The following is a 24,140-nucleotide window of genomic DNA, read 5'->3' as shown; positions in this document are numbered from 1 at the left end:
ACCCCACCACACGTTCGGTGGTGACGGGTGAGAGTGCTCCTTAGAAAGGAGGTGATCCAGCCGCACCTTCCGGTACGGCTACCTTGTTACGACTTCGTCCCAATCGCCAGCCCCACCTTCGACCGCTCCCCCCAGCAAGCTGGTTGGGCCACGGGCTTCGGGTGTTGCCGACTTTCGTGACGTGACGGGCGGTGTGTACAAGGCCCGGGAACGTATTCACCGCAGCATTGCTGATCTGCGATTACTAGCGACTCCGACTTCATGGGGTCGAGTTGCAGACCCCAATCCGAACTGAGACCGGCTTTTAGGGATTCGCTCCACCTCACGGTATCGCAACCCTCTGTACCGGCCATTGTAGCATGTTTGCAGCCCAAGACATAAGGGGCATGATGACTTGACGTCATCCCCACCTTCCTCCGAGTTGACCCCGGCAGTCCCCCATGAGTCCCCAACCACCCGAAGGTGTTGCTGGCAACATGGAGCAAGGGTTGCGCTCGTTGCGGGACTTAACCCAACATCTCACGACACGAGCTGACGACAGCCATGCACCACCTGTCACCCAGCCCAAAAGGGAAGCCCCATCTCTGGAGCGGTCCGGGTGATGTCAAACCTTGGTAAGGTTCTTCGCGTTGCGTCGAATTAAGCAACATGCTCCGCCGCTTGTGCGGGCCCCCGTCAATTCCTTTGAGTTTTAGCCTTGCGGCCGTACTCCCCAGGCGGGGCGCTTAATGCGTTAGCTCCGGCACGGAACCCGTGGAAGGGTCCCACACCTAGCGCCCAACGTTTACAGCGTGGACTACCAGGGTATCTAATCCTGTTCGCTCCCCACGCTTTCGCTCCTCAGCGTCAGGTAAGGCCCAGCAAGCCGCCTTCGCCACCGGTGTTCCTCCTGATATCTGCGCATTTCACCGCTACACCAGGAATTCCACTTGCCCCTACCTACCTCTAGCCGGCCCGTATCCACCGCAGACCCGCAGTTAAGCTGCGGGCTTTCACGGCAGACGCGACCAGCCACCTACGAGCTCTTTACGCCCAATAATTCCGGACAACGCTTGCGCCCTACGTATTACCGCGGCTGCTGGCACGTAGTTAGCCGGCGCTTCTTCTGCAGGTACACGTCAACTTCGTCCCTGCTGAAAGAGGTTTACAACCCGAAGGCCGTCATCCCCCACGCGGCGTCGCTGCGTCAGGCTTCCGCCCATTGCGCAATATTCCCCACTGCTGCCTCCCGTAGGAGTCTGGGCCGTGTCTCAGTCCCAGTGTGGCCGGTCGCCCTCTCAGGCCGGCTACCCGTCGTCGCCTTGGTAGGCCACTACCCCACCAACAAGCTGATAGGCCGCGAGCCCATCCCCGACCGAAAAACTTTCCACCACCATCCGATGCCGGAGGCGGTCATATCCGGTATTAGACCCAGTTTCCCGGGCTTATCCCAGAGTCAGGGGCAGGTTGCTCACGTGTTACTCACCCGTTCGCCGCTCGAGTACCCCGAAGGGCCTTTCCGCTCGACTTGCATGTGTTAAGCACGCCGCCAGCGTTCGTCCTGAGCCAGGATCAAACTCTCCAAACAATGCTTTTCAAGGCTTGTCCGGATGAATCATCCAAGCAAGAATCCGTCAAAAATGACGGGGTCATACATGTGTGATGCACATGCACTGGCTTTTAACACACTGTTGAGTTCTCAAGAAACGGACGCGAACTTCCTCGACCAGATCCGTTCGGATCTTGCCTTGGAGGCGCTATCTCGTCTTCCGCAATCTTAGCAGTTCGCCCGATTTCGTGTCAAATCCGGAGACTTGACGATAGTTGGGCTGAACTGTCTAGTATTGCGCGCCCCGTTTCCGGGGCAACCCTCTCAACTTACCGTGACATCCACGGCTTGTCGAATCAACCGGTTTTCGGTTGCTTCGGCGCGCCCTGGAGGTCTCGGAGCACGAGCATGCCGTAGCAGCTGTGCCGAGCGGCTCGTCATTCGAGGGGCTTGCCCGGGGCCCGTCCGCCTGATCGGCGTCCGGCTCACTCCCGCGGCGAGGTCAAACATTAAGTGGCGATTCGCGACTCGTCAAATCGCCGGGCTGGGCGGTCACAGGCCCGCTGCGGCGCGGCCGATGGCCGTACCGCAGCGCTCCAGGAGTTTCCGCAGCGTGGCGCGTTCCTCCGGGGTGAACTCGTCGGCCAGCGCGCGCTCGATCCGCACGGCGCGCGCGTCCGCCGTCGCGAGAGCGTCGCGGCCGGGCTCCGTGAGGCGGGTCTCCAGGACGTTGCGGTGCCAAGGGTGCGGTGAACGCTCGACGAGACCGCGCTCCTCCAGGTTCTTGAGTACGACGGTCATCGCCTGCGGGGTCACCAGACAGGTACGCGCGAGCGCCGCGCCCGAGATGCCGGGATTGCCGGCGAGCGCGAACAGGGCCGCGTACTGGGGAACCGTGAGCCCGGCCGGGCGTACCGCGAGTTGCTTGGCGGTGATCAGAGCTTGCTCGGCCCGCTTGATGTCCATGCCGAGCCGTTCGTCCGGGGGCAGGCCCTCGGACGGCTCCTCGGCGGGTCGTTCGTCCCTGTGTGACGCCATGAAGGCGATCGTACAAGGGCGGATATTTGTTCTAGCTTTGATAGTCATCAAGGGTTTGATAACTTGCCGTCGCCCCGAAGTGACGAGGGAAAGGATGGATGAGATGGGCGGAGAGAAGCGGACGGTCGTTCCGGAGAGTCATCTCGACCTGCTGGAGCGGCCGTTGTTCGCGCATCTGGCGACCGTCGGGGACGGCCGGCCCCACGTGAACCCGGTGTGGACGGTGTGGGACGGGGAGTTCCTGCGCTTCACGACGACGACGGACCGGCGCAAGCATCGGAACGTGGTGGAGGATCCGCGGGTGGCGGTCTCGATCAACGATCCCGAGCGGCCCTACCGGTATCTGGAGATCCGCGGCGTGGTCGAGCGGATCGAGCCGGATCCGGCGGGCGACTTCTTCGACGTGCTGGCCAGGCGGTACGGCCTGGAGTACGAGCGGCCGGTCGGTGACGCCGAGCGGCGGGTGGTGATCGTCGTGAGGCCGACGCACACCACCAGCCAGTAGGCGAGCCGGCGCCGGAGAAGGCCGCGCGTCCGGGCGGCGCGTGATCGATTCGGGGGCTCACGCCGGTCTTCCCGGCGGACGCGGGAGCGGCGGCTTGGTTCTCGGCGAGGGGGCGGCGGGTCCCACCAGGGCGGCGAGAGCGGAGTGGTTGCCGCATCCGCGGGACGGGCGATCAGGCCGGGCGGGTCCGCGTATCCTGCCCCGGTGACCACTGCCGCCACCCTCGCACCCCCGGCCCGCCACGTCACGGCCCCCCGCGCCTGGAGCCCCTGGTGGATGGCGTTGCTCGCCACCGCCGCCGCGTTCTCGGGCACGGGGTCCGCCACGCTGAACGGCGACGAGCTCGCCACGCTCAGCGCCGCCCGGCGTTCACTCGCGGGCATGTGGGAGCTGGCGCTCAACATCGACGGTCATTTCCTGCCGTACTACCTGTTCATGCACTTCTGGACGATGGCCGGCACCGCGGAGCTGTGGCTCCGGCTGCCGTCGGCGCTGGCGATCGGCGTGGCGGCCTGGCTGCTGACGGACCTGGGCCGTCGGCTGAGCTCGGTCCGGGCGGGGGTGTTCGCGGCGGCGATCTTCGCGGTCCTGCCGTCCGTCTCCTATTTCGGGGCTTTCGCCAGGTCGTACGCGTTCGCGGCGGCCGCGGCGGTGCTGTCCTTCTGGGCGCTGCACCGGGCGCTCGAACGGCCGGCGGCGGCCAGGCGGTGGGTGCTGTACGGGGTGGCGGTCGCGCTGGTGTGCTCGACGCACCTGTTCGCGGTCCTCGTGCTCCCCGCGCAGCTCGCGCTGGCCCGGCGCGGGACCGTGGTGCGCATGCTGGGCGCGCTCGCGGTGGGCGGTCTCCCGGCCGTGGCGCTGGGGCTGATCGGGTTCGGGGAGCGGCACGCGATCAGCTGGATCCCGCAGCGCGGGCCGGAGGTGTGGCTGAAGTTCCCGAAGATGGCGGCGGGCACGAACGCGTTCGGGGTGGTGCTGTTCACGGTCGCGGTGGCGGGCGCCGTCCACCTGTACGCGCGGCGGGGCGAGCGGCCGTGGGCCCTGGCGCTGGCGGGGTGGCTGGTGCTGCCGCCGCTGCTCCTGCTCGCGGTCTCGCACCTGGTGACGCCGGTGTACGTGGACCGCTACCTGTTCGTGACGGCGCCCGCGCTGGCGCTGCTCGCGGGCCTGGCGGTGGCGGCGATCCCCCGGTTCGCGGTGGCGGCGGGGGTGGCGGTCGTCGTGCTCGGGTGCGCGCTGTCGTTCCCCGACCATGTGGACCTCCGGGAGGAGAACGGGCGCTTCGAGAACATCCCGTGGGCGTTGCGGGTGATCAGGGCCGAGCGGGACGACGCGATCGTGTACGGCCAGAGCCAGCTCCGCACCGGCTTCGACTACTACGCCGACTCGCTCATGCCGGTGGACGTGCTCCGCTCCGGGGACGAGCCCTCCCCCACCGGGTTCGGCTATCCCGAGCGGGCGGACGTGGCCGCCGCGCTCGACGGCCGCGAGCGGGTGTGGGTGGTCTGGCGCGGCAGCAAGCAGTCGGGGCTGGAGGGGGACGCCGTGCCGCGGGTGGCGGAGGTCGAGCGGGCGGGGTTCGAGCTGGAACTGGCCAAGCACTCGGCTGAGCTGCCGGGGCTCACGGTGGCGTTGTTCACCCGCGAATAGCCACGCGAACACGCGGAAGCGGGCCCCTCCGCAGGTGGAGGAGCCCGCTTCGCCCGCGGTCGTCGTCGCGGTCAGCCGACCTCGACGCCGCCGATCGACTTCTTGCCGCGCCGCAGCACCATGAACCGCCCGTGCAGCAGGTCCTCGGCTCCCGGCACGTACGCCTCGTCAGTGATCTTGACGTTGTTGAGGTAGGCCCCGCCCTCCTTGACCGCCCGCCGAGCGGCCGACTTGGACTCGACCAGGCCGCTGTCGGCCAGCAGGTCGACGAAGGACGCGCCGAGCGCGGGCACCACGGCCTTCGGCACCTCGGCCAGCGCCGCGCCGAGGGTGGAGGCGGGCAGCTCCTCCAGCGTGCCCTGGCCGAACAGCGCCTTGGAGGCGGCCACGACGGCGTCCAGCTCCTGCTTGCCGTGCAGCAGCTCGGTGAGCTCCTCGGCCAGCGCCCGCTGCGCCTCGCGGGCGAAGGGCCGCTCGGCGACGGCCTTCTCCAGCGCCTCGATCTCCTCGCGGCCGCGGAAGGTGAACACCTTGAGGTAGTGGATCACGTCGCGGTCGTCGGAGTTGAGGAAGTACTGGTAGAAGGCGTACGGCGAGGTCATCTCGGGGTCGAGCCAGAGCGCGCCGCCGGCGGTCTTGCCGAACTTGGTGCCGTCGGACTTGGTGATCAGCGGCAGGGTCATCGCGTGCACGTGGGCGCCTTCGATGCGGCGTACGAGGTCGACGCCCGCGGTGATGTTGCCCCACTGGTCGCTGCCGCCGATCTGCAGCGCGCAGCCGTAGCGGCGGTGGAGCTCCAGGTAGTCGTTGGCCTGGAGGATCTGGTAGCTGAACTCGGTGTAGCTGAGCCCTTCGCCGGCCAGCCGGGCCGAGACGGACTCGCGGGCCAGCATGCGGTTGACCGGGAAGTGCTTGCCGATGTCGCGCAGGAAGCCGATCGCGCTCATCTCGCCGGTCCAGTCGAGGTTGCTCACCATGAGGGCGGCGTTGGACGAGGCGTCGAAGTCGAGGAAGCGGCCGACCTGGCCGCGCAGGCGCTCCACCCATTCCGCCACGGTCTCGGTCGCGTTGAGTGAGCGCTCGCTGTTGCGTCCGCTCGGGTCGCCGATGAGGCCGGTGGCGCCGCCGACCAGGCCGATCGGCCGGTGCCCGGCGAGCTGCAGCCGGCGCAGGGTGAGCAGCGGCACGAAGTGACCGACGTGCAGGGAGGGGGCGGTCGGGTCGAACCCGGCATAGACCGTGATCGGACCCTCGGCCATGGACGCGCGCAGGGCGTCGAGGTCGGTGGACTGCGCGATCAGGCCCCGCCAGGCGAGGTCATCGAGAATGTCGGTCACGGTGCGGGCTTTCCAGGAGAGTGAGACGTGTCGGATGAGTACAGCGTGCCCGATCGGCCGGGTAGCCCGCCACTTGGATACGCTCTGTGCCCATGTGGAAGGTCCGTCGCGAGCTGGCCGTTTTCAAGATCTTAGGGGCTCTCGCGTGCGCGGGTCTCGCCGTCTACTGGTGGATCGGCGGCGATCACCGCGGCGTGATCCTGGCCGTCCCGGGGGCGGTGCTCCTCGGCGGCATGGGGCTGCGGGACCTGCTGGTCCCGGTGCGGCTGGCGGCCGACGAGAGCGGGATCACGGTGGTGCACGGGTTCGCGGGACACCGGCACGTGCCCTGGGACGAGATCCGGGACGTCACGGTGGACGTACGCAGGCGCTGGGGCCGGCGCAGCGAGATGCTGGAGATCGACACCGGCGACCACCTGCACCTCTTCAGCCCTCACGAGCTCGGCGCCTCTCCGACGGAGGTGGCGGCGGCGCTGCGGCGGCGCGGCACGTGAGCCCGGTACGGCGACACGGTCGGGTCGCCGTCGATCCAGAACCGCCACGGCACCTCCTTGGCGGTGGAGATCCCGGTGCGCGGCCCGGACTTGACGAGCCCGGGTGCGGGAGTACGGCCTTCGAACACGGCGGCCGACTCGTGGGGCCGCCCGGCGGGTGAGCCCTCCAGCACGGCGTCGAGGCCGTTGTGCTCGCGGGCCAGGCCGAGGACGACGGCCAGCCGCGCGGGGCCACGGGCGAGATCGCGGTCGGGCGGCGGCTTGCCGCGCGAAGAGCGGCGGACGCGGGCGATGTCCAGGCCGTCCAGGACCTCGCCGGCCCGCAGCAGCACCGCCGAACCCGATCCCTCGGGCAGGCACACGAGGTTGGCGCAGAAGTGCATGCCGTAGGTGAAGTAGACGTACAGGTGGCCGGGCGGGCCGAACATGACCGCGTTGCGCGGCGTCCTGCCGCGGTAGGTGTGCGCTGCCGGGTCCTCGCCGGGGCCGCCGTACGCCTCGACCTCGGTGAGGCGCACGGCGACGGGCCCGTGCACGAGGACGCGCCCGAGCAGGTCGGGCGCGACCTCGTGGGAGGGCCGGTCGAAGAAGCTCCGCGGCAGCGGCGCGGGGCTCAGCTCTGCGCCGCCCATGCCGCCTGCGCGTCGACCGCCTCGCGCAGCGCGACGAGCTGGTCGCGTACGCGGTCGGGGGCGGTGCCGCCGTATGCCTTGCGGGCGGCGAGCGCGCCGGGCACGCTGAGCACGTCGCGCACGTCGGGGGTGAGGTGCGACGAGACCTTGAGCAGCTCGTCGTCGCTGAGCTCGCCGAGGTCCTTGTCGTTGACCTGACACCACACGACCAGGTGGCCGACGGCCTCGTGCGCCTCGCGGAACGGCACGCCGCGCCGCACCAGCAGCTCGGCGAGGTCGGTGGCGAGCGCGAACCCGTCGGGGGCCGAGGCCTCCATGCGGGCGGTGTTGACCCGCATCGTGGCGACCAGCCCGGCCATGGCGGGCAGGACCAGCAGCAGGGTGTCGACGGCGTCGAACACCGGCTCCTTGTCCTCCTGCAGGTCGCGGTTGTAGGTCAGCGGCAGGCCCTTGAGCGTGGTCAGCAGCGACATGAGGTTGCCGATGAGCCGCCCGGACTTGCCGCGGGCCAGCTCGGCCACGTCGGGGTTCTTCTTCTGCGGCATGATCGACGAGCCGGTGGAGTAGGCGTCGTCCATCTCGATCCAGCGGAACTCCTGCGAGGCCCACAGGACGATCTCCTCGCCCAGCCGCGACAGGTGCACGCCGATCATGGCCGCGTCGAACAGGAACTCGGCGGCGAAGTCGCGGTCGGCGACGGCGTCCATCGAGTTGGGCGCGGCGGCGGCGAAGCCCAGCTCCTCGGCCACGGCCTGCGGGTCGAGCGGCAGCGACGAGCCGGCCAGCGCGCCGGAGCCGAGCGGCGAGATCGCGGCCCGCTTGTCCCAGTCGGTGAGCCGGTCGACGTCGCGGGCGAAGGCGTGCACGTGCGCCAGGAGCTGGTGGCCGAACGACACCGGCTGCGCGTGCTGCAGGTGGGTCATGCCGGGCGCGGCGGTCTCGGCGTGCTGCTCGGCCTGGGCCATGAGCGCCGTCTCCAGCTCGACCACCCGGGAGACGACCATGCGGACGTGGTCGCGGAGGTAGAGGCGCAGGTCGGTGGCGATCTGGTCGTTGCGCGAGCGGCCGGCGCGCAGCTTGCCGCCGAGCGAGCCGAGCCGTTCCAGCAGGCCGCGCTCCAGCGCGGTGTGCACGTCCTCGTCGGCCACCGTCGGCCGGAACTCGCCCTCCTTGCAGGCGCGGTCCAGGTCGTCGAGGGCGCCGATCATGCGCCCGAGCTCCTCGTCGCTCAGCAGCCCCGCCCTGTGCAGCACCCGCGCGTGCGCCCTGGACGCCGCCAGGTCGTACGGCACGAGCCGCCAGTCGAAGTGCACGCTCACCGACAGCCGGGCCAGCGCGTCGGACGGGCCGCTCTCGAAGCGTCCGCCCCACAGCCGCATCGGCTTGCCTTCACTCACCGTCATCTCCTTCGTGTCCCCCGCGACCATAGTGCACGTCGGCCCCCGTTCGCGTCACGGGCGGCGCGATCTTCAGCGGGGCTTCTTCCGTTTTCAGCCGCGCCGGTCGGCGACCTTCAGCAGCGCCTCGGCGACCGCCTGCCCGCCCTGCGGGTCGCGGGTGATGACGAGGATCGTGTCGTCGCCCGCGACGGTGCCGAGGATGGACTCCCAGTCGGCGTGGTCGATGGCGGAGGACATGAACTGCGCCGCGCCGGGAGGCGTCTTCACGACGACCAGGTTGGCCGAGGCCTCGGCGCTGACCAGCAGCTCCTCCGCGACGCGCTGGAGGCGGGCGGAGGGGGGCTCGCCGGCGCCGACCCGGGCGACCGGGATGCGGGCGCCGCCCTCGCCGGGCAGCGCGTAGATCAGCGAGCCGTCCTCGGCGCGCAGCTTGAGCGCTCCGAGCTCGTCCAGGTCGCGCGAGAGCGTGGCCTGGGTGACCTCGACGCCGCTGTCGGCGAGCAGCTTGGCGAGCTCCGGCTGGGAGCGCACCACCTGCCGCCGCAGCAGGTCGGTGATCCGCGCCTGCCGGGCCGCCTTGGTCATCGGGATCGTCACGGTCTGGTCACCAGCCAGTGGAGCAGCGCCTTCTGGGCGTGCAGGCGGTTCTCGGCCTGGTCCCACACGACGCTGCGCGGGCCTTCGAGCACGTCCTCGGTGATCTCGTAGCCGCGGTAGGCGGGCAGGCAGTGCAGCACGATCGCCTCGGGGGCGGCGTGCGCGACCAGCGCGGCGTCCACCTGGTACGGCATGAGCGCGGCCACCCGCTCCTCCTTGCCGCTCTGGCCCATCGACACCCATGTGTCGGTGGCGAGCACGTGGGCGCCCTCGGCGGCGGCGGCCGGGTCGGTGACGACGCTCACCGAGCCGCCGGTCCGCTCGGCGACGGCCGCGGCCCGGTCGAGCACGGCCGGGTCGGGCAGGTAGCCGTCGGGGGCCGCGATCCGTACGTGCATGCCGGCGGTGGCGCCGCCGAGCAGGTAGGAGTGGGCCATGTTGTTGGCGCCGTCGCCGGTGTAGGCGAGCGTCAGGCCGGCGGTGCGGCCGAGGTGCTCGCGCACGGTCTGCAGGTCGGCGAGGATCTGGCAGGGGTGGTACTCGTCGGTGAGTGCGTTCACGACCGGGACGCGGGCGTGGGCGGCCATCTCCTCGATGAGCTCCTGGCCGTTCGTGCGCCAGACGATGGCGGCGACCTGCCGGTCGAGCACGCGGGCGAGGTCCTTGGCGGGCTCGCCGCGGCCCATGAGCGCCCCGACGTTGTCCACGACGAGCGGCAGGCCGCCGAGCTCGCCGATGCCGGTGTGGAAGGAGACGCGGGTGCGGGCCGAGGGCTTGTCGAACAGGACGGCGACGCTGCGCGGGCCCTCGAAGGGGCGGTAGCCGAAGCGGTCCTTCTTCATGGCCTCGGCCAGGTCGAGCACCTCCGCCTGCTCGGCGGGCGAGAGGTCGTCGTCCTTGAGGAAGTGCCGTACCCGTGCGGAATCCGGGCCCAGCTCGGTGCTCTGACTGCTCACTTCGACGCCTCTTCCACGATCGCGGGGAACGCCGTCACGAAGGCGTCCACCTCCTCTGCCGTCACCACCAGCGGGGGCGCGATGCGCACCGCGTCCGGCTGGAGCGCGTTGACCAGGAACCCGGCCTGCGCCGCCGCCTCCTGGAACCGCGCCGAGCGCGGCTCGCGCAGCACGGCGGCCAGCCACAGGCCGCGCCCGCGCACGCCCTTCAGCAGCGGGTGGCGTACCGACTCCAGCCCGGCGCGCAGCCGGGCGGAGACCTCGCGCACGTGGGCGAGGTCGACGTTGTCGAGCACCGCCAGCGCGGCGGCGCAGGAGACCGGGTTGCCGCCGAAGGTCGAGCCGTGGTCGCCCTTGCCGAACAGCCCGCCGATCTCGCCGAAGCCGACGCACGCGCCGATCGGCAGGCCGCCGCCGAGCCCCTTGGCCAGGGTGAGGATGTCGGGGGTGACGCCGTCGGCCTGGTGGGCGAACCAGTGGCCGGTGCGGCCGATGGCCGACTGGATCTCGTCGGCGACCAGCAGCGCGCCGGTGGAGTCGCAGATCTCGCGCGCCGCCTCGAAGTAGCCGTCCGGGGGCGGGACCACGCCGGCCTCGCCCTGCGTGGGCTCCAGGAAGACCGCGATGCAGTCGCCGGTCACGGCTTCCTTGAGCGCGTCGGCGTCGCCGTAGGGGACGAAGCGCACGTCAACGGGGAACGGGCCGAACGGATCGCGGATGGCGGCCTTGCCGGTCAGCGACAGCGCGCCGATGGTGCGGCCGTGGAAGCCGTTCTCGGCGGCGACGAAGTAGGAGCGGCCCTCGCGGCGGCCGTACTTGAGCGCCAGCTTGTACGCCGCCTCGTTGGCCTCGGTGCCGGAGTTGGCGAAGAAGACCCGGGCGGGGGCGTTGAGCAGGGCGCGCAGCCGCTCGGCGAGCAGCACCTCGGGCTCGTGCAGGAACAGGTTGCTGGTGTGCGCGATGGCGGAGACCTGCCGGGTGACGGCCTCGACCAGGGCCGGGTGGGCGTGGCCGAGCGAGCTGGTGGCGATGCCGGCGATGAAGTCGAGGTATTCCCTGCCGTCGACGTCCCAGACGCGGCTGCCCTCGCCGCGGGCCAGGGCGATCGGCGGGACGCCGTAGTTGGGCATGAAGGCGTCTTCGAACCTCTTGAACAGGCTCATCAGGGCATCACCATCGTTCCGATTCCTTCATTGGTGAAGATCTCCAGCAGCAGGGAGTGCGGCACCCGGCCGTCGAGGACGTGGGCGCGCGGCACCCCGCCCTGCACGGCCGTCAGGCACGCCTCCATCTTGGGCACCATGCCGCTGGACAGCGTGGGCAGGAGGGTCTCCAGCTCGTCGGCCGCGAGCTGGTCGATCACGTCGGTGTCGTCGGGCCAGTTGGCGTACAGGCCCTCGACGTCGGTGAGCACGATCAGCTTCTGCGCCTGGAGCGCGACGGCCAGCGCGGCCGCGGCCGTGTCGGCGTTGACGTTGTAGACCTCGCCGTCGTCGCCGCGGGCGACGCTGGAGATCACCGGGATGCGGCCGTCGGCGATGAGGGCGCGGACCGCTCCCGGGTCGACCTTGATGATGTCGCCGACCTGGCCGATGTCGACGAGCTCGCCGTCCACCACGGCATGCTTGCGCACGGCGGTGAACAGGTGGGCGTCCTCGCCCGACATGCCGACCGCGAACGGTCCGTGCCGGTTGATCAGGCCGACGATGTCGCGGTTGACCTGGCCGACCAGGACCATCCGCACCACCTGCATGGCCTCGGGCGTGGTGACCCGCAGGCCGGCGGTGAAGGTGGAGGCGATGCCGAGCCGGTCGAGCGCGCTGCTGATCTGCGGCCCGCCGCCGTGCACGACGACCGGGCGCAGGCCGACGTGCTGGAGGAAGACGACGTCCTCGGCGAAGCCGGCCTTCAGCCCCTCGTCGGTCATGGCGTTGCCGCCGTACTTGATGACGACGGTCGCGCCGTGGAAGCGGGTGAGCCAGGGCAGCGCCTCGATCAGCGTGCCCGCCTTCGTCTCGGCCGCGCTGCGCCTCATGAGCTGTAGGCCGAGTTCTCGTGGACGTAGTCCGCGGTCAGGTCGGTCGTGTGGACGGTCGCGGTGTGCGGTCCCGCCGACAGGTCGACGGTGATCGTGACGTCCCTCGGGCGCATGTCCACCTTGGAACGGTCGTCGCCGACCGCGCCGCCGCGGCAGATCCAGATGCCGTTGATGGCGACGTTGAGCCGGTCGGGCTCGAAGACGGCGTCGGTGGTGCCGACGGCGGCGAGCACGCGGCCCCAGTTGGGGTCCTCGCCGTGGACGGCGCACTTGAGCAGGTTGGAGCGGGCGACCGCGCGGCCGACCGTGACGGCGTCGGACTCGGAGGCGGCGCCGACGACCTCGATGGCGATGGCCTTGGAGGCGCCCTCGGCGTCCACGAGGAGCTGGCGGGCCAGGTCGGCGCAGACCTCGTAGACCTTCTGCTCGAACTCGGCGAGGTCGGGCTTGACGCCGGCGGCGCCGCTGGCCAGCAGCAGCACGGTGTCGTTGGTGGACATGCAGCCGTCGGTGTCGAGCCGGTCGAAGGTGCGGGAGGTGGCCTTGCGCAGCGCGGCGTCGAGCTCCTCGCTGGTGAGGTCGGCGTCGGTGGTGATCACGCAGAGCATGGTGGCGAGTGCGGGGGCGAGCATGCCCGCGCCCTTGGCCATGCCGCCCACCATGTAGCCGGCGGCCCGCTTGAAGGAGATCTTGCTGACCGTGTCGGTGGTGCGGATGGCGTCGGCCGCGGCCAGGCCGCCGTCGCGGGAGAGCTGGCCCGCGGCGGTCTCGACGCCGGACAGCAGCTCGTCCATGGGCAGCCGCTCGCCGATGAGGCCGGTGGAGCAGACGGCGATCTCGCCGGCGGAGTCCTGCAGCGCCTCGGCGACCTTCTCGGCGGTGGCGTGGGTGTCCTGGAAGCCCTCGGGCCCCGTGCAGGCGTTGGCGCCGCCGGAGTTGAGCACCACCGCCCGCAGCCGGCCGCCCGTGAGGACCTGCTGCGACCACAGGACGGGGGCGGCCTTCACGCGGTTGGCGGTGAAGACGCCCGCGGCGGCGCGGCTGGGCCCGTCGTTGACGACGAGGGCGAGGTCGCGGGCGCCGCCGGGCTTGATGCCCGCGGCGACGCCGGCCGCTCTGAATCCGAGTGGAGCAGTAACGCTCACGGTGCGACTCCTGTCAGGGGAAGGCCGAGCTCTTCCGGCAGGCCGAGGGCGAGGTTGACGCTCTGGATCGCGCCCCCGGCGGTGCCCTTGGTGAGGTTGTCGATGGCGATGACGGCGATCACGCGGCCGGCGCGCTCGTCGAGCGTCACCTGCAGGGCGGCGGTGTTGGCGCCGTAGGTCATGGAGGTGGCCGGCCAGACGCCGTCGGGCAGCAGGTGGACGAACGGCTCGTCCTTCAGCGCCACCTCGTACGCCGACCGCAGCGCCTGCCGGGTGAGGCCGGGCGCGGCCGGGGCGGTGCAGGTGGCGAGGATGCCGCGGCTCATGGGGGCCAGCGTGGGGGTGAAGGAGACGCGCACCGGCGTGCCGGCGACGGCCGACAGGCCCTGCTCCATCTCGGGGGTGTGGCGGTGGACGCCGCCGACGCCGTACGCGCTGACCGACCCCATGACCTCGCTGCCGAGCAGGTGCGCCTTCGGGGCCTTGCCCGCGCCGCTGGTGCCGCTGGCGGCGACCACGACGACGTCGGGGCCGGCCAGGCCGGCGGCGAAGGCGGGGAAGAGGGCGAGCAGGACGGAGGTCGGGTAGCAGCCGGGCACCGCGACGCGCCGCGCGCCGCGCAGCCTCTCACGCTGTCCCGGCAGCTCGGGCAGGCCGTAGGGCCAGGTGCCCGCGTGCTCGCCGCCGTAGAACTCCTGCCAGGCGGCGGGGTCGGCGAGCCGGTGGTCGGCGCCGCAGTCGACGACCACGGTGTCCCCCACGCCGTCCTCGCCGAGCTGGGCGGCGACGGCTGCCGAGTGGCCGTGCGGCAGGGCCAGGAAGACGACGTCGTGGCCGGCGAGCGCGGCCGCGGTGGTCTCCTCGATGACCCGGTCGGCGAGCTGCGGCAGGTGGGGCTGGTGGGCGCCGAGGCGGGTGCCGGCGCTGGAGGCGGCGGTGAGCGCGCCGATCTCGAACTCGGGATGGCCGAGCAGGAGGCGTAGCAGCTCTCCGCCCGCGTAGCCGCTGGCTCCCGCTATCGCCGCTCTCATTCGCGCCCCTCCTGCATATTCATGCATCATAGCTCATGACCTTGCTTGTGAGAATGATGCACGTCGCGGCGGGGATGTGCAAGCCGCCCTTCCCAGCCGGATGCAGGTGAACACCAAGTGGCGGCCTGAATGATGAGCTTATGAGCGATTTCTTGTCCGATGTGCCCTTCGTCACACCGCAGCCGGGGCCGGGGCGGGACCCCGGACGATGGGGCCGGGCCGTGCTCGTGCTGCTCTGGCTGGCGGTCTGCCTGGTGCCGATGTGGCTCGCCGTCGGGGACCTGGAACTCGCGACCGGGCGCGTCGGCACGCCGGGGACGCTGCGCGTGATCTCGTGCGAGGACCTGGGTTCGGGCCGCTACGACTGCGACGGGCAGTTCACGCCGGACGGCGGGGGCGCGCCGGTGCCGGTGGACGCCTCGCCGGACTCGTCGGCGGGCGACGTGCTGCGGGCGCAGCTCACGCCGGAGGGCGACCGGGCGGCCCCGGCGGGGACGAAGGGGGTGCTGGCCGCGCTGGCGCTGCCGTCGTTCGGGTTCGGCGGGCTGGGCTTCCTGCCGTACGTGATCATGTACTGGGCCGGGGCGCGGCGCGGGCGGCGGGCCGCCGTGATCGGCGGGTGGCTGGTCACGGCGGCGGGCACCGTGGGGATGCTGGTCGGGGTGGTCGCGGCCTACGCCTGACGGGCCGACTCACCGGCCGGGGTCCTCCGCCGGCCCGGGAGCCGGCGGGGGACCCGCTCGCTCAGCGCAGGAACGCGGCGGCCACGCCCGCGTCCACCGGCACGTGCAGGCCGGTGGTGTGGGAGAGGTCGCTCGCGGCCAGCACGAACACGGCCGCGGCCACGTGCTCGGGCAGCACCTCGCGCTTGAGCAGGGTGCGCTGGGCGTAGAACTCGCCGAGCCGCTCCTCCTCCACGCCGTACACCTTGGCCCGGTTGGCGCCCCAGCCGGAGGCGAAGATGCCGGAGCCGCGGACCACGCCGTCGGGGTTGACGCCGTTGACGCGGATGCCGTGCCCGCCCAGCTCGGCCGCGAGCAGCCGCACCTGGTGGGCTTGGTCGGCCTTGGCCGCGCCGTAGGCGACGTTGTTCGGGCCGGCGAAGACGGCGTTCTTGGAGGAGATGTAGACGATGTCGCCGCCCATGGCCTGGTCGATCATGACCCTGGCGGTCTCCCGCGCGACCAGGAACGAGCCGCGCGCCATGACGTCGTGCTGCAGGTCCCAGTCGGCGAGGCTGGTCTCCAGCAGCGAGCGCGACAGCGACAGGCCGGCGTTGTTGACCACCAGGTCCACGCCGCCGAAGGCGAGCACCGCGGCCCGTACGGCGGCGGCGACCTGCTCCTCGGAGGTGACGTCCACGCCGACGGCCACGGCCACGTCGGTGGGGCGGTAGGCGTTCGCGCCGAGCTCGGCCGCCACCTTCTCGGCCGCGCCGAGGTCGCGGTCGGCGACGACGACGCAGGCGCCCTCGGCGGCGAGGCGGCGGGCGGTGGCCGCGCCGATGCCCGAGCCGCCGCCGGTGACCAGCGCCACCCGGGTGGCGAGCGGCTTCGGCTTCGGCAGGCGGCGCAGCTTGGCCTCCTCCAGCTCCCAGTACTCGATGCGGAACTTCTCCGACTCGGGGATGGGGGCGTAGGAGGAGACGGACTCGGCGCCGCGCATGACGTTGATGGCGTTGACGTAGAACTCGCCGGCCACGCGGGCGGTCTGCTTGTCCTTGCCGAAGGAGAACATGCCGACGCCCGGCACCAGCACGATCGCCGGGTCCGCGCCGCGCATCGGCGGCGAGCCGGGCTCGGCGTGCCGCTCGTAGTAGGCGGTGTAGTCGGCGCGGTAGGCGGCGTGCAGCTCGCGCAGCCGCTCGGCCGCCCGCTCCAGCGGCGCGTCCGGCGGCAGGTCGAGCACCAGCGGCGCGACCTTGGTCCGCAGGAAGTGGTCGGGGCAGGACGTGCCGAGCGCGGCGAGGCGCGGGTGCTCGGCGCGGGCGACGAAGTCCAGCACCTCGGGCGTGTCGGTGTAGTGGCCGACCACGCGCACGTCGGTGGAGGCCAGGCCGCGCACGATCGGGAACAGCGCGGCGGCGCGCGCGTGCCGCTCGGCCTCGGGCGGCGGGTCGTGCACGACCGGGCCGAAGGGGTCGGGGCGGCCGTGCTCGCCGAGGTACGCCTCCGCGGCGCGGATGATCTCCAGGGAGCGGCTCTCGCACTCCTCGGAGGTCTCGCCCCAGGCGGTGATGCCGTGGCCGCCGAGGATGCAGCCGATGGCCTGCGGGTTGGCCGCCCTGATCGCGGCGATGTCCAGGCCGAGCTGGAAGCCGGGCCGCCGCCAGGGCACCCACACCACGCGCTCGCCGAAGATCCGCCGCGTCAGCTCCTCGCCGTCGGCGGCGGTGGCGAGCGCGATGCCCGCGTCCGGGTGCAGGTGGTCGACGTGGCCGGCCTCGACCAGGCCGTGCATGGCGGTGTCGATGGACGGCGCGGCGCCTCCCTTGCCGTGCAGGCAGTAGTCGAAGGCGGCGACCATCTCGTCCTCGCGCTCGACGCCGGGGTAGACGTCCTTGAGCGCGCGCAGCCGGTCCAGGCGCAGGACAGCGAGGCCGGACTCCTTGAGCGTGCCGAGGTCGCCGCCGGAGCCCTTGACCCACAGCAGCTCGACGTCCTCGCCGGTGACGGGGTCGGGCGCGCGGCCCTTGGCGGAGGTGTTGCCGCCGGCGAAGTTGGTGTTGCGCGGGTCGGCTCCGAGGCGGTGCGAGCGTTCCAGCAGTTCGTTCACGACGTCGTTGGACTTGTTCTTGTCAGGCATGGTCTCGTCAGGCATGGTCTTGTCAGGCTCCCCAGCCCGCCTGCTGACCGCCGACGCGCTCGGCGGCGATCTTCTCGAAGTAGCCGGACCCGGCGTAGGCGGCCATCGGGTCGGGGGCGAGGCCCATCTCCTCGCGCAGTTCGGCGAGCAGCTGGCGTACGTCGGTGTTGTAGGCGTCCATGAGGACGGCGTTGGCGCCGAGCACGTCGCCGGCGGCCTGCGCGGCGGCGAGGGCGTCGCGGTCGACGAGCAGTGCCTTGGCGGTGGCCTCCTGGACGTTCATGACCGAGCGGATCTGGCCCGGGATCTTGGGCTCGATGTTGTGGCACTGGTCGAGCATGAAGGCGACCTCGTCGGTGAGCCCGCCGCCTCTGATGACCTCGTACATGATGCGGAAGAGCTGGAACGGGTCGGCGGCGCCGACCATCAGGTCGTCGTCGGCGTAGAAGCGGGAGTTGAAGTCGAACCCGCCGAGTCTGCCCTCGCGCAGCAGGAAGGCGACGATGAACTCGATGTTGGTGCCGGGCGCGTGGTGTCCGGTGTCGACGACGACCTGGGCCTTGGGGCCGAGTTTGACGCAGTGGGCGTAGGCGGTGCCCCAGTCGGGCACGTCGGTGGCGTAGAAGGCGGGTTCGAACAGTTTGTACTCCAGCAGGAAGCGCTGGCCGTCGCCGAGCCGGTCGTAGACCTCGGCGAGCGATTCGGCCAGGCGGTCCTGGCGGGCGCGCAGGTCGTCCTGTCCGGGGTAGTTGATGCCGTCGGAGAACCACAGCTTGAGCGTGTCGCTGCCGGTGGCGTCCATGATGTCGACGCATTCGAGCAGGTGGTCGGTGGCCTTGCGGCGGACGCGGGGGTCGGGGTTGGTGACGCTGCCCAGTTTGTAGTCGTCGTCCTGGAAGACGTTGGAGTTGATGGCGCCGATGGCGACGCCCAGCTCGCGGGCGTGGCGGGCCAGGTCGGCGTAGTCGTCCACCTTGTCCCACGGGATGTGCAGGGCCACGGTGGGCGCGATGCCCGTGTAGGCGTGGACCTGGGCGGCGTCGGCGAGCTTCTCGTACGGATCGCGCGGCACGCCCTGCTGCGCGAACACCTTGAAGCGGGTGCCGCTGTTGCCGTACGCCCAGGACGGCGTCTCGATGCGCTGCGAGCGCAGCGCGGCCTTGATGTCAGTCATAGCTCCCCGATCAATCCAGGTGGAACACTTCGGTCAGCGGCGTCATGCCCTCGTCGGGACGCCCGTCGAGATCCTCGAAGAACGGCGCCATCTCGGCCTGCCAGCGGGCGTTGACCTCGGTCTCGGCCATGGCCTTCTTGGCGGCCTCGAAGTCGTCGGTCTCCAGGTAGCCCACGAGCAGGCCGTCGTCGCGGAGGAAGAGCGAGTAGTTGTGCCAGCCGGTGCGTGACAGCGCCTCTCGCATCTCCGGCCAGACGTCCTGGTGGCGTTCGCGGTATTCCGCCAGCCGCTCTGGGCGGACTCTCAGGAGGAAGCAGACCCGTTGCACTGGCACTCCCTTCAAAACGTTTTAATCCTTCAGGCAGGAAGCTATGGTTCCCGCTCCACGCTGTCAATGCGTCCCCTGCTCCCCGCCCGGGACCTCGGGCAGGATCAGCACGTCGCCGGCGGGCACCGCGACCCGGGCCCCTGCGGGCGTCGTCACCTCGGCGTCCGCGCCGGTGTGGTTGATCGCGAACAGGAACGCGCGGCCGTCCTCATGGGCCCGGCGCACCACCTCCACGCCCGGCGGGGCCGTGGCGGCCGGGCGCACGCCGGCCTCGGCGCAGACCGCCGCGAGGACGCGGGCCAGCGCGGCGTCGTCCAGGCGGGTGGTCAGGTAGTGGGCCGCGCCGCCGCCCTGCTCGTGGCGGGTCCAGGCCGGCTCGCCCGTCGCGTACGCGTCCAGCACCTTGGCCCCGGTGACGTGGGCCAGCTCGCTCCAGACCGTCCCGGTGCCGCCGGACTCCAGCGCGATCGGCCCCTCCAGCGGGAAGAACTCCTCGACGCTCACCCCCAGCAGCTCCCGCCAGGCGCCGGGGTAGCCGCCGAGGCGGACCCGGTCGTGCTCGTCCACGATCCCGCTGTACGGCCCGACCAGCGTCACGCCCCCCGCCCGGGTGAAGTCCGCCAGGCCGGCCGCCCCCGCGTCGCTCACCAGGTAGAGCATGGGGACCAGGACCAGCCGGTAGCCGCTCAGGTCGCCCTCGGGGTGGGCCAGGTCGCAGGTGATCCCCGCCCGCCACAGCGCGGCGTGCCAGCGCTTGGCCTCCTCGACCGGGTCCAGCTCGGAGGTCGGCTGGGCGGGGTGGTCCTGCGCCCAGACGCTCGCGTGGTCGAGCAGGATCGCGACCTCGGCCGTCACCCGGCTGCCCGGCATGCCGTCCAGCCCGGCGAGCTCGGCCCCGAGCGCCTTGACCTCGCGGAAGATCTTGGTGTCGGGCCCGGCGTGCGGCAGCATCGCCGAGTGCCACTTCTCGGCCCCGGCGCGGGAGGCCCGCCACTGGAAGAACATGATCGCGTCCGCGCCCCTGGCCAGGTGCTGCAGGGAGTTGCGGCGCAGTTCGCCGGGGGCCTTGGCGAGGTTGCGCGGCTGCCAGTTGACGGCGCTCGTGGAGTGCTCCATCAGCAGCCAGGGCCGGCCGCCGTTCAGCGAGCGGGCGTAGTCGGCGGCGAAGGCCAGGTCGATGTGCGGCTCGGCGCGCGCCCCGATCAGGTAGTGGTCGGTGGCGACCACGTCGAGCTCGGCGGCGAAGGCCCAGCAGTCCATGTCCCAGTGGACGCCGGCCATGAGGTTCGTGGTGACGGGGACGTCCGGGGTGACGGATCTCAGCAGGTCGCGCTCGGCGGTGTAGAGCTCCACCAGGGCGTCGGAGCTGAAGCGGCGGAAGTCGAGCTGCTGGCCGGGGTTGGTGAAGCTGGGGGTGGCGCGGGGCGGCAGGATCTGAGCCCAGTCGCCGTAGCGCTGGGACCAGAAGGCGGTGCCCCAGGCGTCGTTGAGCTCGTCGAGCGAGCCGTGGCGGGCGCGCAGCCAGGCGCGGAAGGCGTCCGCTGAGGTGTCGCAGTAGCAGCGGGCGTTGTGGCAGCCGTACTCGTTGTGCACGTGCCAGAGTGCCAGCGCCGGATGGCCGGCGTAGCGGGTGGCGACCCGCTCGGCGATGCGCAGGGCCCGGTCGCGGTAGATCGGCGAGCTGGGGCAGAAGCCCTGCCTGCTGCCGTGGTGGAGGCGGCGGCCGTCGGCGTCGACCGGCAGCGCCTCGGGGTAGGAGGCACCGAACCACGGCGGCGGCGAGGCGGTGGGGGTGGCCAGGCCGGCGCGGATGCCGTTCGCGGCCAGCAGGTCCATGGCCCGGTCGAGCCAGCCGAAGTCGAACACCCCCTCGGCGGGTTCCAGCACGGACCAGGAGAAGATCCCGAGGCTGACCTGGTTGACGCCGGCCTCGCGCATGAGCGCGACGTCCTGCTGCCACGTCTCCTCGGGCCACTGCTCGGGATTCCAGTCGCCGCCGTAGGCGATGACATCCGGCATGAGCCTGCCTTTCGTCCTTGGAGTTCACCGGGGATTAAAACGTTCCTGGGCATCGTGGCACAAGGGCGTGCGCGCCGCACCCGGCTGTCGGTGCTGGTCGGCGGCCGGGAAACGGCCGTTTCCCGATGGGCGGATGGAGGCGTGTGCGGGACGTACGGCGGTCAGGTTGAAGAACGATTCAATGCCGCCGTTCAATGGAGAGAGCGACTCTCCCCGGAGGTGGAACGTTTTACCAGCAAGACCGCGACGTCGGCGGGCGGCGCCGTCCGGGATCGGCGCGCTGACTGGCGCCCCGCCGGTTGGTACGTTTTAATGAGGCGTCATGGCCATGGTCAGCATCAAGGACGTCGCCGCGCACGCCGGCGTCTCCCCCGGCACGGTCTCCAACGTCCTGAACCGGCCGGGCAAGGTCGCCCCCGCCACCAGGGAGCGCGTCGAGGCGGCCATCAAGGAGCTGGGGTTCGTCCGGCACGGCTCGGCCTCGACGCTGCGCGCCGGGCACAGCAGGACGATCGGCCTGAGCGTGATCGACATCGGCAACCCGTTCTTCACCGAGGTCGCCGCCGGCGTCGAGGACGTCGCGAGCGACCTGGGCTACGCCGTGATCCTCGGCAACTCGGCGGGCTCCCCCGACAAGGAGGACCGCAACCTGCGGGTGCTGGCCGAGCACCGGGTGCGCGGCGTGCTGATCACCCCGTCCGGCGAGGATCCCGGCCGGATCGACCGGCTGCGCGAGCACGGCATCAGCGTGGTGCTCGTGGACCATCCCGCGCACCGGCCCGACCAGTGCGCGGTCGCCGTCGACGACGTGGCCGGCGGCCGGGCCGCCGTGGCGCACCTGCTGGCCCGGGGAGCGCGAAGCGTCGCCTGCGTCACCGGCCCGCTGACCATCCGCCAGTGCGTGGAGCGCTGCGACGGCGCGCGGGCGGCGCTGCGCGGCGCCGGGCTCGACCCGGCGGAGCTGCGCGTCGTGGAGGCGGCCACGATGACCGCCCGCGCGGGCGAGAAGGCCGCCGCCGAGCTGCTGGCCGGCGACCTGCCCGAGGCCGTCTTCTGCGCCAACGACCTGCTCGCGCTCGGCGTGCTGCGGGCGCTGCTGCGCGCCGGCGTGCGGGTGCCCGAGGACGTCGCGCTGATCGGCTACGACGACATCGACTTCGCCGCCGCCTCGACGGTGTCGCTGAGCTCGATGCGGCAGCCGACCTATCAGCTCGGGCGCATCGCCACCGAGCTGCTGCTGGACGAGTGCGACAACCCCGACACGCACGCACACCAGCACATCATGTTCCAGCCTGAGCTCGTCGCTAGGGAGTCCACCCAATGAGCCGTTTCGCCGCCGTGGACCTCGGTGCCTCCAGCGGCCGGGTGATGCTGGCCGACCTGTCCGGCGGCCTCACGCTGACCGAGGCCCACCGCTTCCCCAACGGCCCGGTCCGCGTGGCCGGCCGGCTGCACTGGGACGTCCTCGGCCTCTACCGGGAGATTCTGGCCGGGCTGCGCGCCGCCGGGCCGGTCTCCTCCATCGGCGTCGACTCCTGGGCCGTCGACTACGGCCTGCTCGACGAGAGCGGCACGCTGCTCGGCAACCCGGTGCACTACCGCGACGACCGCACCCAGGGCGTGGCCGAGCGGGTGGCCGCCGAGGTCGGCGCGGAGACGCTGTACGAGACCAACGGGCTTCAGGTGCTGCCGTTCAACACGGTCTACCAGTTGCTCGCCGACCGGCTCGACCGGGCGGCCACGATGCTGCTCGTGCCGGACCTGCTGGCGTACTGGCTGACCGGCGAGATGGGCGCGGAGGTCACCAACGCCTCCACCACGGGCCTGCTCGACGTGCGCGGCAGGACGTGGGCGTACCCGCTGATCGAGCGGCTGGGGCTGCCCGCCCGGCTGTTCCCGCCGCTGCGTCAGCCCGGCGAGGACATCGGCGGGCTGCGGCCCGACGTGGCCGCCGAGCTCGGCTGGTCGGCCCCGGTGCGGGCGGTCGGCTCGCACGACACCGCCTCGGCCGTGGCCGCCGTGCCCGCGACCGGCCCCGCCTTCGCCTACGTCTCCTGCGGCACCTGGTCGCTCGCCGGGGTGGAGCTGCCGGAGCCGGTGCTGACGCCGGAGAGCCGGGCGGCGAACTTCACCAACGAGGCCGGCATCGACGGCACCGTACGCTACCTGCGCAACGTGATGGGCCTGTGGCTGCTGCAGGAGTGCCTGCGCGCCTGGCAGGGCGCCGACCTGGGGCAGCTGCTGAAGGCGGCGGCCGGCGAGCCGCCCTTCGCCGCCGTGGTCAACCCGGACGAGCCGGTGTTCCTGCCGCCGGGCGACATGCCGGCCCGGATCGCCGCCGAGCTCCGCCGCACCGGGCAGACCCCGCCGGTCACCGAGGCCGGCTACGTGCGGTGCGTGCTGGAGAGCCTGGCGCTCGGGCACCGGCGGGCGGTGCGGCAGGCCATGGAGCTGTCGGGGCGCGAGGTCGAGGTCGTCCACCTGGTGGGCGGCGGCTCGCGCAACGAGCTGCTGTGCCGGCTCACCGCGGACGCCTGCGGCCTGCCGGTGGTGGCAGGACCGGCCGAGGCGACGACGTTCGGCAACGTGCTGGTGCAGGCGCGCGCCGCCGGGCTGGTGTCCGGCCTGGACGAGATGCGGGCGCTGGTGGCCGCGGCCGGGCCGCTGCGCCGCTACGAGCCCTCCGGCGACGCCCGCGCCTGGGACGAGGCCGCCGCCCGCGTCTTCCCCGAGGCGCCCTGACCGGCCGTTTCCCGCCGCGAAAGGCCGGGCAGAAGTCGGAGCATGAACAAGAAGATCGTCCACTATCTGCCGTTCCTCGGCATCGTGCTGACCGTCTGCACGGCGTCGTGGCTGGCCGGGCGCACCCTGCTGCCACCGGTCAGGGCACGGCGCTGAGGACCTAGGCCGTACGATCAAGCAATGACCGAAAAGACCGAAACGACGCCCGCCTGGCTGTCACCGGAAGAGCTGGAGTCGGTACGCGGCCGCATGCCGATCCTCTACGTCGACGCCGTGCCGGTGCGGGTCGACGAATACGGCGTGGTCACCCACGTCGGCCTGCTGCTGCGCATCGCGTCGGACGGCACGGTCAGCAGGGCGCTCGTCTCGGGCCGGGTGCTGCACCACGAGCGGGTCCGCGACGCGCTGCTGCGTCATCTGGAGAAGGACCTCGGCCCCGTGGCGCTGCCGCGGATCCCGGTGTCGCCGCAGCCGTTCACGATCGCCGAGTATTTCCCGACGCCGGGCGTCACGCCCTATCACGACCCGCGCCAGCACGCGGTGTCGCTGGCCTACATCGTGCCGGTCGCGGGCGACTGCCGGCCCCGGCAGGACGCCCTCGACCTGGTGTGGTTCACGCCGGAGGAGGCGGGCTCCCCGGCGGTGCAGCAGGAGATGACGGGCGGGCAGGGCGTGCTGCTGAAGCAGGCGCTCGCCCATGTGGGCCGGCTGTCCTGACCCG

At 71.7% G+C, this 24,140-nt stretch carries 21 protein-coding genes and 1 rRNA gene; 7 read left to right on the top strand and 15 right to left on the bottom strand.

The annotated features are described in order from the left end of the window. Positions 1 to 44 precede the first annotated feature (44 nt). Both SMD20_RS04115 and SMD20_RS04110 read right to left on the bottom strand, forming a co-directional pair. Positions 45 to 1,567 (bottom strand): 16S ribosomal RNA (locus SMD20_RS04115). Between the two features lie 513 nt (positions 1,568 to 2,080). Beyond that, positions 2,081 to 2,566, bottom strand: a complete 486-nt coding sequence (locus SMD20_RS04110; protein WP_329574986.1) for a MarR family winged helix-turn-helix transcriptional regulator — start codon at positions 2,564 to 2,566, stop codon at positions 2,081 to 2,083. Positions 2,567 to 2,669: 103 nt separating this feature from the next. Here SMD20_RS04110 and SMD20_RS04105 point away from each other — a divergent pair, with 103 nt between their 5' ends. Both SMD20_RS04105 and SMD20_RS04100 read left to right on the top strand, forming a co-directional pair. Beyond that, a complete protein-coding gene (locus tag SMD20_RS04105) occupies positions 2,670 to 3,071 on the top strand; it encodes a PPOX class F420-dependent oxidoreductase (RefSeq protein WP_329574984.1) in 402 nt (133 codons plus the stop codon). A gap of 204 nt (positions 3,072 to 3,275) precedes the next feature. Next, positions 3,276 to 4,721, top strand: a complete 1,446-nt coding sequence (locus tag SMD20_RS04100) for a glycosyltransferase family 39 protein (protein WP_329574981.1) — start codon at positions 3,276 to 3,278, stop codon at positions 4,719 to 4,721. Between the two features lie 71 nt (positions 4,722 to 4,792). On the opposite strand, the gene tyrS is transcribed toward SMD20_RS04100, so the two are convergent. Then, a complete protein-coding gene (tyrS, locus tag SMD20_RS04095) occupies positions 4,793 to 6,058 on the bottom strand; it encodes a tyrosine--tRNA ligase (protein WP_329574979.1) in 1,266 nt (421 codons plus the stop codon). 92 nt (positions 6,059 to 6,150) lie between these two features. On the opposite strand from tyrS, the gene SMD20_RS04090 reads away from it, so the two are divergent. Further along, positions 6,151 to 6,552: a PH domain-containing protein gene (locus SMD20_RS04090; RefSeq protein WP_329574977.1), complete on the top strand. Its 402-nt coding sequence runs from the start codon at positions 6,151 to 6,153 to the stop codon at positions 6,550 to 6,552. On the opposite strand, the gene SMD20_RS04085 is transcribed toward SMD20_RS04090, so the two are convergent. The 8 genes from SMD20_RS04085 to argC all read right to left on the bottom strand — a co-directional run bounded on the left by SMD20_RS04085 (position 6,492) and on the right by argC (position 14,351). Beyond that, the gene (locus tag SMD20_RS04085) at positions 6,492 to 7,184 is read right to left on the bottom strand and encodes a DNA-3-methyladenine glycosylase (protein ID WP_329574976.1); all 693 of its coding nucleotides are present in this window, start codon (positions 7,182 to 7,184) and stop codon (positions 6,492 to 6,494) included. The genes SMD20_RS04090 and SMD20_RS04085 overlap by 61 nt on opposite strands. Then, positions 7,166 to 8,587 (bottom strand): argininosuccinate lyase, encoded by a 1,422-nt coding sequence (gene argH / locus SMD20_RS04080; RefSeq protein WP_329574973.1) that lies wholly within the window; start codon positions 8,585 to 8,587, stop codon positions 7,166 to 7,168. The genes SMD20_RS04085 and argH overlap by 19 nt, the downstream gene beginning before the upstream one ends. Before the next feature lie 87 nt (positions 8,588 to 8,674). Continuing rightward, positions 8,675 to 9,181 carry an arginine repressor gene (locus SMD20_RS04075; protein WP_091082841.1) on the bottom strand — a complete coding sequence of 169 codons (507 nt, stop codon included), beginning with the start codon at positions 9,179 to 9,181 and terminating at the stop codon, positions 8,675 to 8,677. Beyond that, complete coding sequence (gene argF / locus SMD20_RS04070; RefSeq protein WP_329574969.1) at positions 9,178 to 10,137, bottom strand: ornithine carbamoyltransferase; 960 nt, start codon at positions 10,135 to 10,137, stop codon at positions 9,178 to 9,180. The genes SMD20_RS04075 and argF overlap by 4 nt, the downstream gene beginning before the upstream one ends. After that, on the bottom strand, positions 10,134 to 11,300 hold the full coding sequence (locus SMD20_RS04065; RefSeq protein WP_329574963.1) for an acetylornithine transaminase: 1,167 nt from the start codon (positions 11,298 to 11,300) through the stop codon (positions 10,134 to 10,136). Before SMD20_RS04065 ends, argF begins: the two co-directional genes overlap by 4 nt. After that, positions 11,300 to 12,172 carry an acetylglutamate kinase gene (argB, locus tag SMD20_RS04060; RefSeq protein ID WP_329574960.1) on the bottom strand — a complete coding sequence of 291 codons (873 nt, stop codon included), beginning with the start codon at positions 12,170 to 12,172 and terminating at the stop codon, positions 11,300 to 11,302. The genes SMD20_RS04065 and argB overlap by 1 nt, the downstream gene beginning before the upstream one ends. Then, on the bottom strand, positions 12,169 to 13,320 hold the full coding sequence (argJ, locus tag SMD20_RS04055) for a bifunctional glutamate N-acetyltransferase/amino-acid acetyltransferase ArgJ (protein WP_329574957.1): 1,152 nt from the start codon (positions 13,318 to 13,320) through the stop codon (positions 12,169 to 12,171). The genes argB and argJ overlap by 4 nt, the downstream gene beginning before the upstream one ends. Next, the gene (gene argC / locus SMD20_RS04050; protein ID WP_329574954.1) at positions 13,317 to 14,351 is read right to left on the bottom strand and encodes an N-acetyl-gamma-glutamyl-phosphate reductase; all 1,035 of its coding nucleotides are present in this window, start codon (positions 14,349 to 14,351) and stop codon (positions 13,317 to 13,319) included. Before argC ends, argJ begins: the two co-directional genes overlap by 4 nt. A gap of 140 nt (positions 14,352 to 14,491) precedes the next feature. Between argC and SMD20_RS04045 the strand changes: the two genes are divergently transcribed. Then, a complete protein-coding gene (locus SMD20_RS04045; RefSeq protein ID WP_329574952.1) occupies positions 14,492 to 15,034 on the top strand; it encodes a hypothetical protein in 543 nt (180 codons plus the stop codon). A 61-nt stretch (positions 15,035 to 15,095) separates the two neighbouring features. Here SMD20_RS04045 and SMD20_RS04040 read toward each other — a convergent pair whose 3' ends face one another. The 4 genes from SMD20_RS04040 to SMD20_RS04025 form a co-directional block, all read right to left on the bottom strand. After that, positions 15,096 to 17,171: a bifunctional aldolase/short-chain dehydrogenase gene (locus SMD20_RS04040; RefSeq protein WP_329574949.1), complete on the bottom strand. Its 2,076-nt coding sequence runs from the start codon at positions 17,169 to 17,171 to the stop codon at positions 15,096 to 15,098. Positions 17,172 to 17,178: 7 nt separating this feature from the next. Next, positions 17,179 to 18,330: an L-rhamnose isomerase gene (gene rhaI, locus SMD20_RS04035; protein ID WP_329574947.1), complete on the bottom strand. Its 1,152-nt coding sequence runs from the start codon at positions 18,328 to 18,330 to the stop codon at positions 17,179 to 17,181. A 10-nt stretch (positions 18,331 to 18,340) separates the two neighbouring features. Next, positions 18,341 to 18,658, bottom strand: a complete 318-nt coding sequence (locus SMD20_RS04030) for an L-rhamnose mutarotase (RefSeq protein WP_329574942.1) — start codon at positions 18,656 to 18,658, stop codon at positions 18,341 to 18,343. Between the two features lie 63 nt (positions 18,659 to 18,721). Continuing rightward, positions 18,722 to 20,677 (bottom strand): beta-galactosidase, encoded by a 1,956-nt coding sequence (locus SMD20_RS04025; protein WP_329574940.1) that lies wholly within the window; start codon positions 20,675 to 20,677, stop codon positions 18,722 to 18,724. Between the two features lie 322 nt (positions 20,678 to 20,999). Between SMD20_RS04025 and SMD20_RS04020 the strand changes: the two genes are divergently transcribed. The 3 genes from SMD20_RS04020 (at position 21,000) to SMD20_RS04010 (ending at position 24,136) form a co-directional block, all read left to right on the top strand. Beyond that, positions 21,000 to 22,001 carry a LacI family DNA-binding transcriptional regulator gene (locus SMD20_RS04020; protein WP_329574938.1) on the top strand — a complete coding sequence of 334 codons (1,002 nt, stop codon included), beginning with the start codon at positions 21,000 to 21,002 and terminating at the stop codon, positions 21,999 to 22,001. Continuing rightward, positions 21,998 to 23,419 carry a rhamnulokinase gene (locus tag SMD20_RS04015; protein ID WP_329574935.1) on the top strand — a complete coding sequence of 474 codons (1,422 nt, stop codon included), beginning with the start codon at positions 21,998 to 22,000 and terminating at the stop codon, positions 23,417 to 23,419. The genes SMD20_RS04020 and SMD20_RS04015 overlap by 4 nt, the downstream gene beginning before the upstream one ends. A gap of 180 nt (positions 23,420 to 23,599) precedes the next feature. Beyond that, the gene (locus SMD20_RS04010; protein ID WP_329574931.1) at positions 23,600 to 24,136 is read left to right on the top strand and encodes an NUDIX hydrolase family protein; all 537 of its coding nucleotides are present in this window, start codon (positions 23,600 to 23,602) and stop codon (positions 24,134 to 24,136) included. Positions 24,137 to 24,140: the final 4 nt, after the last annotated feature.

The sequence above is a fragment of the Nonomuraea sp. LP-02 genome (assembly GCF_036289125.1).
Taxonomy (GTDB): Bacteria; Actinomycetota; Actinomycetes; order Streptosporangiales; family Streptosporangiaceae; genus Nonomuraea; species Nonomuraea bangladeshensis.
This window is presented reverse-complemented; position numbering and strand designations above follow the sequence as displayed.

Excerpts from the sequence above, each read along its gene's own strand:
- SMD20_RS04085 (WP_329574976.1), bottom strand. The coding sequence starts at position 7,184 with ATGGGCGGCGCAGAGCTGAGCCCCGCGCCGCTGCCGCGGAGCTTCTTC.
- argH (WP_329574973.1), bottom strand. The coding sequence starts at position 8,587 with ATGACGGTGAGTGAAGGCAAGCCGATGCGGCTGTGGGGCGGACGCTTC.
- SMD20_RS04010 (WP_329574931.1), top strand. The coding sequence starts at position 23,600 with ATGACCGAAAAGACCGAAACGACGCCCGCCTGGCTGTCACCGGAAGAG.
- SMD20_RS04065 (WP_329574963.1), bottom strand. The coding sequence starts at position 11,300 with ATGAGCCTGTTCAAGAGGTTCGAAGACGCCTTCATGCCCAACTACGGC.
- SMD20_RS04020 (WP_329574938.1), top strand. The coding sequence starts at position 21,000 with ATGGCCATGGTCAGCATCAAGGACGTCGCCGCGCACGCCGGCGTCTCC.
- SMD20_RS04110 (WP_329574986.1), bottom strand. The coding sequence starts at position 2,566 with ATGGCGTCACACAGGGACGAACGACCCGCCGAGGAGCCGTCCGAGGGC.
- argB (WP_329574960.1), bottom strand. The coding sequence starts at position 12,172 with ATGAGGCGCAGCGCGGCCGAGACGAAGGCGGGCACGCTGATCGAGGCG.
- SMD20_RS04025 (WP_329574940.1), bottom strand. The coding sequence starts at position 20,677 with ATGCCGGATGTCATCGCCTACGGCGGCGACTGGAATCCCGAGCAGTGG.
- rhaI (WP_329574947.1), bottom strand. The coding sequence starts at position 18,330 with ATGACTGACATCAAGGCCGCGCTGCGCTCGCAGCGCATCGAGACGCCG.
- SMD20_RS04015 (WP_329574935.1), top strand. The coding sequence starts at position 21,998 with ATGAGCCGTTTCGCCGCCGTGGACCTCGGTGCCTCCAGCGGCCGGGTG.
- SMD20_RS04105 (WP_329574984.1), top strand. The coding sequence starts at position 2,670 with ATGGGCGGAGAGAAGCGGACGGTCGTTCCGGAGAGTCATCTCGACCTG.
- SMD20_RS04090 (WP_329574977.1), top strand. The coding sequence starts at position 6,151 with ATGTGGAAGGTCCGTCGCGAGCTGGCCGTTTTCAAGATCTTAGGGGCT.
- argC (WP_329574954.1), bottom strand. The coding sequence starts at position 14,351 with ATGAGAGCGGCGATAGCGGGAGCCAGCGGCTACGCGGGCGGAGAGCTG.
- SMD20_RS04045 (WP_329574952.1), top strand. The coding sequence starts at position 14,492 with ATGAGCGATTTCTTGTCCGATGTGCCCTTCGTCACACCGCAGCCGGGG.
- SMD20_RS04040 (WP_329574949.1), bottom strand. The coding sequence starts at position 17,171 with ATGCCTGACGAGACCATGCCTGACAAGAACAAGTCCAACGACGTCGTG.